Origin of the sequence: Niastella sp. (assembly GCF_045805085.1) — a bacterium.
In the GTDB taxonomy this organism is placed as follows: Bacteria; Bacteroidota; Bacteroidia; order Chitinophagales; family Chitinophagaceae; genus Niastella.
Genome location: NZ_JBJMLX010000132.1, coordinates 1 through 8,857, shown reverse-complemented (window position 1 = coordinate 8,857; position 8,857 = coordinate 1). Strand labels below are relative to the sequence as shown.

The window sequence follows — 8,857 nt, the reverse complement described above, 5'->3', positions numbered from 1 at the left end:
TACATTGGCCGTAGTGGTTGAAGCAAAAGCCTGGCCCACTTCAATACCCTTGAAAGTGCTATTGGGGTCGGCTGCGGCGTCATAAAAGTGGTGGATCTTGTTGTTGAGCACCTGCATATTTATATTAGGCTCAAACAGCGTAATTCCACTTGCACTGTTATCGAACGGGGCGCTTACATCATTGCCCTGTACCAGCAGGTTATCGTTGTAAAACAAATAAATACCCGAGTTCCAGAAACCGGAGATCTTATTATCGATGAGTTGGTTACCCTTCATATAAACAACGGGGTCGGTAGGCGTTGGTACACTTGAAAGGGTAATACCGGTAAATCCGCCCGTGATGACATTATTAACGATCACGTTGCTATCGCAAAGACTGAGCCCTTGCGCAGAAGCAAAATCTACAGACCCGTTGATAACTATGCCTTCATTATTTTGCGGCACATTGGTATTGACGCCGTTCAAAATAGTACAATTTCGAATGGTATTGTGGTTGGCATCATTTACAATGTGCACCCCTACTCCAAACTCAGCATTGGTAAGCGCCGTGGGAACGATCTTCAGGTTATCGATGGTCACGTAGTTAACATGATTCAGCATAACCAACTCCCGGTTAAAGGCGTCAGTTGAAAGATAAGTAAGCGTAACACCATTACAATTGAAAATAAGCGGTTTGGTAGCGGAACTTTTAATATCTTCTATTAAGAGGATACGCTCATTATACGGACCACTACCTGCTGCCACCGTAACAGTAACGGCGCCGGTAAGGCCACCAGACAGGAAGGTCACACAATCATTAAATGAATTGAAGGTTCTGCCGGCTGTTGGTTGTCTGCTATCGATGGTATAATTTCCTGAGATCTGAGCCTGTAGCATGCTAACAGGTGCACACAGGCAACCAATCACAATGATCCTTACTACAAATAAATTACAATACGAACGCAGGCGTTTCAAAATACGCATAGCAGTAGAATTGGTTTTTTAATCTGAACGCTCAACGTGTAACAGGTTGGGCGTTTTATTATGTCGCTTAAAGTTATTGCAGTGTTAACCGTGTTACCCCAATGTTAACAGCCGAAACAAAAAACAGTGGTTTTGCACTATTGGAATCGGCAAACGTGAAACGGCAAACGGCAAACAACTCGCGATCTTTGAGATTAATATACGATCTTGCATCACCGGTAAATTCTCTGCCTTCTGCCTTACCTCACAATCATTACCATACCAGATATAGTACCATGTCCACCTTCCTTCGGTTGAATAACATAATAGTAGGCGCCGGTTGGTAATGGCGTACCATTTATATCGCCGCGCCAGGGATTGCTGTAACCGGTGCTTTTGAATACGATCTGACCCCAGCGGTTAAATACCTGTACGGTTGCATTCTTGTAATCTTCGAGCCCCGGAATACGCCAGGTATCGTTCTTGCCATCCCCGTTTGGAGTAAAGGCATTGGGAACTTTCAATTCCTTAAACACTTTCAACAACATGCTGTCTGTGCTGGAGCAACCCTTTTCACCGGTAGCAGTTATGTAATACCGTTGGGTTTCCGCAGGCGAAGCCATGGGTTGTAACTGGTTGGGGCTCGATAAACTCGTTGGGGGCGACCAGGTAACAGTAGCGATAGCCGGGGTTACCGTTGCGTTTAACAGTACGGCCTTACCGGGTTCTGTTATCAGATCCGGTCCGGCATCAACCACGGGCGTTGCGTATATTTTTACCACGGTGGAAGCGGTATCAGAGATACAACCTTCACTGCTGGTAACAGTCATGGTCACTGTATAGGAACCGGCTTGTTTATAGATTTTGGAAGGATTAGCTGTTGTTCCGGTAGTGCCATCGCCATAAGTCCATTTATATTTGGCGCCGGTGGCATTACCTGGCAGCGTACTTTTATCAGTAAAGCCGAAGGATGTTCCGGCACATTGTTCAGGATTGCTTACCCCAATACCGGCAACAGGTCTGTCGGCAAAAGTAGCAATGGTGGTAGTTATTGAATCTGCACATCCCTGGTCTGTTGTAACAACCAGTTTAACCGGATAGGAGCCGCGAGCCGCATAGTTATGCGTGGGATTCTTATCGGGCGCGGTTCCACCATCTCCAAAGTTCCAGCCATATTGTAATGTACCGGTAAACACCCCTGGAACCGTGGTTTTGTTTACAAAAATGGCAGTGCCATTTGGCATACACACTACAGCAGGCGGATCAAATGCGGCTTTAGGCATAGCCGGTATGCTTACTGTTTTGGTGGCCATGCCGGCACAACCATCGCTGCTTCTGAAGGCCCACATGTTTACGGTAAAAGTTCCACCGGCCGCATAGGCCTTGTTTGGCTGCATTACATTGTCAGACGTTTTATCGCCAAAATTCCAGAGCCATTTATCAATCAATGGGTCAGTAGAGCTGGCGGTAAAGGCAGTGGTTTTCGTAGCACAATCCGGCATCGCCGTAAAATCGGCTGTAGGCCCCGGTAATACCTTTACTTCTACAATTATCTTTTCACTGTTGGTACAATTATCAATAGAAGGCGATACAATGGTTATCGGCACATAATAAGTGCCAACTCCAGGCGCCATGGCCGGTAAGGGTTGTTTATAAACATTGTAGGTTTTTCCATTTATCACTTCCGTACCATCAAGTACCGGGTTTGAGTAATTGATATTACCATTGGGTTGAAAACCCGGCAAGGTGCCGTATCCCCAAATAATCCCGGTTACATTATACAATGTTTTTACTGTAATTGAAAAGGGTGTATTAGGACAGGTATAAGTATTGGCAGTGGAGCTGCTGTCGTTTTTAACTTCGGTAATGTAGGTGAGATTGTTCACGTAACTGCCCGCATTATAACCATAGCTTTCGTGATCACCCAAACCATAAGCGATGGCATTGAAAGCCGAATCGCTGCGCACGTTATGCTGGGCCGCAGTTTTCGGAAATTCTTTTACTACAACTTTATAACCGGGTAAACCGGGACAATCGAGCACAAGATCCAGGGCGGTACCAGCGCCGGGTGTGCTGCCATCTATCGACAGGGAGTTTATTCCATTCTGGTGAATGGTGAGCATTAAATAATTGTTCAGGATATTTTCCTTTTCGGCGCTGTAGAATGAAACATTTGTGATAGCCTGTTCCATCGGGCTCAAAAAGATCATTTCGGGATCGTTGTAACTTGTAGAACTGGTGTTACAACCTTCCTGGGAAACGATCAACTGGGCAACCATGATTGGTTTATCGGCTGTAATATATTGCGGTGTATTAGCGGCGAAATCGTAAAAGTAACCATACTGGTCCATGCTGGTCTGCTTAACGCCGTTTACAAATACCTGCGTTAATTTATCGCGCACATATACACGGAAACGGTTTACTCCTGGCACGTTAATATCATCGGTGTTGGCAGTAATGCCTGCTAGGTAACGCGCACCCCAGGCTGTGGCCGGAAAAACCTGTTGCATAATAAAATCTCCGCTGGGAAGTCCCGCACCTGAAGGACAGATCACAGTACGGCTGCTTCCTGAAAACACGGAAACAGGGTGGCATTTGCCATCGGCCCCGGCAATAGAAAGAATAGTACTGCCCGACATATCATTACCTATACCGCTACCGTTTGTAGCTCCCATTACATTAACGATCTCTCCTTTGTTCAATGCTACTTCAAATGCCTGGTTCCGCTGCACATTACTTGCAGTAGTAAGGGAAGGGTTTATCCGCACCCGGGTATTGTCCTCTGCCGCCACCACGTAAAACCAGGAATGGCTATCAGCATCATAACTCTGACTCGTATTGCAGGAAACATAGGTATAGCCATACGTTTCAACCGGTAACAACATGGCAGCGCCGGAGCTATACTGACCAAACACATGCGCATAGGCAACAATGGGCACATCACTTTCAATATGTATATTCTTTCGGGAAATTCCCTCCCCTACGAGGCGACAATCTTCCGGCCCGGATTTGGGAATGAGATCAGATACCACTACCTGGCCGGGGGCAACAGTATAGTTCCTTACCCAGGAAGTATTGGAAATGCTTACTTTAACATTCGCAGGCTGATCGGCGCTCAGGTATAAAACCATCTCCTGTGCATTGCCGGAATAAAAAAGCGCATTGTGGCCGTAGCCCACCCAAAACTCTCTTCCCTTGTTGGTAAAGTTTTGTCCGAATGACAAAAAGCAGGTACCTGCTAAAATAAATGTCAGAATGACTCTCAATATCAGTTAGCTTTTACCTGCTAATTTATTTTGTACCCGCCGGTAACCGACCAACCCAAAACACCTAAAAGAAAAATAGTGGAAAAGCACTATTTTATTTCGTCAACCCGCTAAATGGTGTTAATTTTCCGTTAACTAGCATACCATGCTTACTTTACCTGGCTTTATCCCATGTTACTGAACACTTGCCTGCCAGCGAAAATCACCATCATTAAAAAAGTATATGTATGTGGCGTAAGAATAGCATTGCAGTTCGCTTATTATGCTTGCTCTTGCTGTGTTGCTGTATGAACCTGTTTTCATTGAACGCCCCTGGCCAGGTCGCTGTTTCTGAAAACACCCGCCAAACGATAGTTACCGGTACACGTCTGAATGACACTACTTCCATAAACGCGGTTATTAAAACAGCCGATGGTTTACGGGAACAGTTTATTGACAGCGCCATGATGCTATACAACCAGACTATGCGCGCCAGCCAACGGCTGCAATACAACTATGGCATGGCTAAAACACTTTTTGGCATTAGCCGCTGCTATAATAATAAAGAGCAAAAAGAAAACTCGGTATCCTATGCCCGTCAGGCCCTGAACTGGTGCTCCGACGACATTCGCGGCCACGAACTCATCGCTTCGGTTTACCTGGCCCTGTCGGAGATCTTTTATTATCAAAACAGATACGACTCCTGCTCCTATTATCGCTATACGGCCCTTCGGGAACTGGAAAACAACAAGGTCACGAACCCCCGCGCGCAAATAGGCGTGCTGTGCAGCATCTTACAATTCTGGCTCAACGCCCATGAAGATATTCACAACGACCTGTATATTCGGGAAGTGGTGCAACGCATCAACAACATTGAACGCAATGCCCTGGCGACCAACGACAGTTCCCTGCTGTTGAAGATCTATTTCCATAAAGGCGGGTATTATAATAATATAGGTCAGAACGACTCAGCCCGCTACTATTGTGAGCGGCACCTGCAATTGGGTCAGGCCATGAAAGCCTCCCTTTCCATGACCATTGCCACCCTGCTCAACATCGGGTTAACGTATATGGATGATAAGCGGCCCGAAGCAGCTTTGCAGTATTATAAAAAAGCCCTTGCCGAAATCCCTGAGCAACGACAAAGCGAGAACAGGTACGTGGTATTTGCCAATATTTTTCAGGGCGAAGCATACGCTATGCAGCACGACTGGAAAAAAGCCATTGCCATTACCGAACCGGCGCTGGCCAGGGCAAACAGTTTCCAGATCATGCACCTCAGCGACCATGCACACAAAACCCTGGCCGATGCCTATGAAGCCCTGGGTCAGTACAAAAAAGCGAATGAACATCGGAAACAATATTCGCAGATACGCGATAGTGTGCAACGGATACAGAAGCTGGAGATGATGTATGACATGGAGGTAAAATACCGGCTGAGCGATAAAGATAAACAACTAGCCCAGCAGGAGCTGGCCATTGAACGGAATGAAAGCCGGTTAAAAACGAAAAATTTCTGGATCATTGCCATTTCGGCCAGTTTCATATTAATTTTGGCCATCGGCGTGCTGATTTACCGGAACAATTTCCATAAACAAACGTTACAAGCGGAAAAAATCCGTAACCTGCGGCAGGAAATTCAAATTGCCAGTCTGCAGGCGATGGTGAACGGGGAAGAAAAAGAACGGAGCCGCATTGCCCGGGAACTGCACGACGGTATTGGAGGTACGCTGGGCGCCATACGAACGCGGGTAAGCGCCATGGTGCGGAAATATAATACCGCCCATACTAATGATGACTTTATCGAGCTGATGCAAATGCTGGAAGAAGCTTCGGCCGATCTGCGCAAAACCGCCCATAACCTGATGCCGGAGATCCTGCTGCAGGAAGGCCTGGCAAAAGCGTCGCTTTTATTCTGCGAACGCCTGCGCAAAGGACACAGCCTGCAGGTTAATACCGAGATCTGGGGAAAAGTAAGGCGGTTGCCCGGCGATGTGGAATTGACCGCTTACCGCATTATTCAGGAGCTGATGCATAATATTCTGAAACACGCAGGCGCCTCGCAAGCCCTGGTTCAGATCGTCTTTCATGAATCGCAACTATGCATTACAGTGGAAGACAATGGCCGGGGAATGCCGGTGGATGACGGTCATAGAGAGGGCATTGGGCTCAGGACCATTCGCGAACGGATAAAATTACTGAACGGACAAATAGATACGGTAAGTACGCCAGGTGAAGGAACAAGTGTGTATATTGAATTGAACCTGGCGACAACAAAACAAAACAGCTTTGAGCAATGACAATTAAAGTAGCCATTACTGATGATCATCCAATTGTAACCAATGGACTGAAAAAGATCCTGGATGATTTCCCCAATATCAACGTGGTAGCGGTATATGCAACCGGCAATGCCATGCTGAAAGATGTTGCTACTGCCATGCCCGATGTAATGCTGCTCGACATGAACCTGCCCGACCTGGAAGGCCCCGACCTTGCCCGTCAGCTGATAAAAAAACATCCTTCCATCAAAATAATTGTGCTCACCAGCAGCGACGTAACCGTGCAGGTAAAAAAAATGCTACAACTGGGTTGCCAGGGTTACCTGCTGAAAGATTCAGATGACAATACCATTGTACAGGCCATTGAAACGGTTTACAACGGCGGTCAATTTTTATCCCCTGTCATACAACAGCAGTTGGTGAACGATATGTTCAGGAACAAAGGCCAGAAACAAAACACTCTGCTCACCCGCCGCGAAAAAGAAGTACTGCAACTAATTACCCAGGAATATACCAACCAGGAGATCGCCGATAAACTGTTTATCAGTCTGCATACAGTCGACAATCACCGCAGCAGCCTGTTACAAAAGCTCGATGCCAAAAACACCGCGGGCCTGGTAAAGAAAGCGATCGAAAACGGGCTGGTAGATTAACGCCGGATCAACAGTTCTCCCGGCCTTCTTTCTTAAAACACATAGTCTAAACAGTTATACAATCCCCGGCCGATGGGAATGCAAACACCGGATGGCATCGGGGATAAATGCCCTGTTTCTACCAGGAATTTTGCTGTTTTGAAAGAGGACGACAACAAAAAAAATATTTTCAAGTTGGATAAAGGTGCTTTTTTTGCACGTTGTAATAAAGCAATTTACAGCTCCATCGCCTTAATTATCAACAAGATTTCTTCAATTGAAATTGATACGGCCGAATTCTCGGTTACCTGTTACTGAGCACGTGTCAAAATATATTTCTGATTTCATAACGGCGAGCAAACCATATTCCCTAAATTTCACTTGCATCGTAACCAGTAACCGTTAGTACGATTACTTTCCAATACTCCCGCTTTAAACCGAACCAGACATTTAAACCTGATTAGCGCAACAATTAAACCTTTCCCATGTACCAAGTTCACCTTTCCCTGAAGGACCTACAGAAGGTTCGCAATGCTGCCCAGATCATCACTGAAAAGATAGAGCAACATTATACTATTCCTGTGCTTGCAGAAATGGTTGACATTCCAGAAAAAAAACTAAAAGCGGGCTTTAAGCACCTCTTTAATAAAGGTGCTTTCAGATACCGCTGCGATTTTCTCTGGAACAGAGTAAAAATATTGTTGTTGGAAGACAGGCCATTGAAGTCGGTAGCCTTTGACACCGGCTTTAAAGACAAAAGCGCCTTAATTAAAGCCTTCAAAAATGAGTTTGGGATAACACCCATTCAGTGGAAAAAAGATCACGAGAACGATGTGATAAAGAATTAAGGCTACTCTCCTTCTGGTATATACGGTCCACCGGTTTCGCCCCAACCCCATTTGGGCATGGGCTCGGCTTTTTGCATTGGGTTCTCAGTTAACTGGGAATTGATCACTGCTATGCGGCTGCCCCACTCCAGGTAGCCCACAAAGGCCGAACGAAATTCGGGATCGCTTTTAAGCCCTGTTTCATCTGCAGTTTGTAACAGCAGGTGCACCCATCGCTGGCGTTTTTCTTCCGTAAGCATTTTACCAATATGCTTACCTATCATCTTTGCATGACTGCCACCTTCATGTGAATATAATTTTTCGCCACCAAACACTTCCGCTACAAAATGGGATACATGTTTTACATGCTCCGGCGACATGTTCCTGAATACTTCACCCAGCAGATCGTCTTTTAATACTTTATCATAAAAGCTTTTGAATAAGGCATCAAAGGTTTCCTGATCGCCTGCCCATTCGAATAAGGTTGGAACGTTTTTCATGTTTCGCTTTTCTGCAAGATACAGAAATAAAAAACCCCGACGTTACAGTCGGGGCCAAGTTTGCATCTTATGAAACAAACTCCCATTACAGAATCACCTTCTTCGCTTCATTCCATCCTGCGTTATCATTGAGTTGCACAATGTACATACCGGTAATATGGTTGTTCATGTTCATGGTTATCCGGTATGAAGCCTGTTGATTATCCTTTTGTCCAATCACCTGGCCATTCATATCGATGATCCGTATAGTTACCTTGTTCTTTATTTCCTGGTTAAATTCAATGTTCACCATATTACCGCTTGCATAGATCTTCGCAGCCTGGGTAGTTTCATTGCTGTGGATGGCTTTTATAGTTGAGTATTCGTATTTGCCATCTATATCTACCTGGCGAATGCGGTAGTAAGCAACAGCCGCAGTCATATTCTTATCGG

Annotated in this window: 7 protein-coding genes; 3 read left to right on the top strand and 4 right to left on the bottom strand. The window is 45.7% G+C overall.

Going from position 1 to position 8,857, the window contains the following annotated elements; all coding sequences use genetic code 11:
• The coding region (locus ACJ751_RS06670) for a right-handed parallel beta-helix repeat-containing protein (protein WP_407744598.1) at positions 1-963 on the bottom strand (963 nt) is incomplete at its 3' end.
• A 239-nt stretch (positions 964-1,202) separates the two neighbouring features.
• Complete coding sequence (locus ACJ751_RS06665; protein ID WP_407744597.1) at positions 1,203-4,208, bottom strand: PKD domain-containing protein; 3,006 nt, start codon at positions 4,206-4,208, stop codon at positions 1,203-1,205.
• 227 nt (positions 4,209-4,435) lie between these two features.
• Here ACJ751_RS06665 and ACJ751_RS06660 point away from each other — a divergent pair, with 227 nt between their 5' ends.
• The 3 genes from ACJ751_RS06660 to ACJ751_RS06650 all read left to right on the top strand — a co-directional run bounded on the left by ACJ751_RS06660 (position 4,436) and on the right by ACJ751_RS06650 (position 7,946).
• Positions 4,436-6,487 (top strand): ATP-binding protein, encoded by a 2,052-nt coding sequence (locus tag ACJ751_RS06660; protein ID WP_407744596.1) that lies wholly within the window; start codon positions 4,436-4,438, stop codon positions 6,485-6,487.
• Positions 6,484-7,119 carry a response regulator gene (locus ACJ751_RS06655; protein WP_407744595.1) on the top strand — a complete coding sequence of 212 codons (636 nt, stop codon included), beginning with the start codon at positions 6,484-6,486 and terminating at the stop codon, positions 7,117-7,119. The genes ACJ751_RS06660 and ACJ751_RS06655 overlap by 4 nt, the downstream gene beginning before the upstream one ends.
• A 464-nt stretch (positions 7,120-7,583) precedes the next feature.
• On the top strand, positions 7,584-7,946 hold the full coding sequence (locus tag ACJ751_RS06650; protein WP_407744594.1) for a helix-turn-helix domain-containing protein: 363 nt from the start codon (positions 7,584-7,586) through the stop codon (positions 7,944-7,946).
• A gap of 2 nt (positions 7,947-7,948) precedes the next feature.
• Here ACJ751_RS06650 and ACJ751_RS06645 read toward each other — a convergent pair whose 3' ends face one another.
• Positions 7,949-8,425 carry a group II truncated hemoglobin gene (locus tag ACJ751_RS06645; protein WP_407744593.1) on the bottom strand — a complete coding sequence of 159 codons (477 nt, stop codon included), beginning with the start codon at positions 8,423-8,425 and terminating at the stop codon, positions 7,949-7,951.
• Positions 8,426-8,510: 85 nt separating this feature from the next.
• On the bottom strand, positions 8,511-8,857 hold a 347-nt coding region (locus ACJ751_RS06640), incomplete at its 5' end, for a T9SS type A sorting domain-containing protein (RefSeq protein ID WP_407744592.1).

Coding starts and splice junctions, on each gene's coding strand:
- ACJ751_RS06645 (WP_407744593.1), bottom strand. CDS start 8,425: ATGAAAAACGTTCCAACCTTATTCGAATGGGCAGGCGATCAGGAAACC.
- ACJ751_RS06660 (WP_407744596.1), top strand. CDS start 4,436: ATGTGGCGTAAGAATAGCATTGCAGTTCGCTTATTATGCTTGCTCTTG.
- ACJ751_RS06650 (WP_407744594.1), top strand. CDS start 7,584: ATGTACCAAGTTCACCTTTCCCTGAAGGACCTACAGAAGGTTCGCAAT.
- ACJ751_RS06655 (WP_407744595.1), top strand. CDS start 6,484: ATGACAATTAAAGTAGCCATTACTGATGATCATCCAATTGTAACCAAT.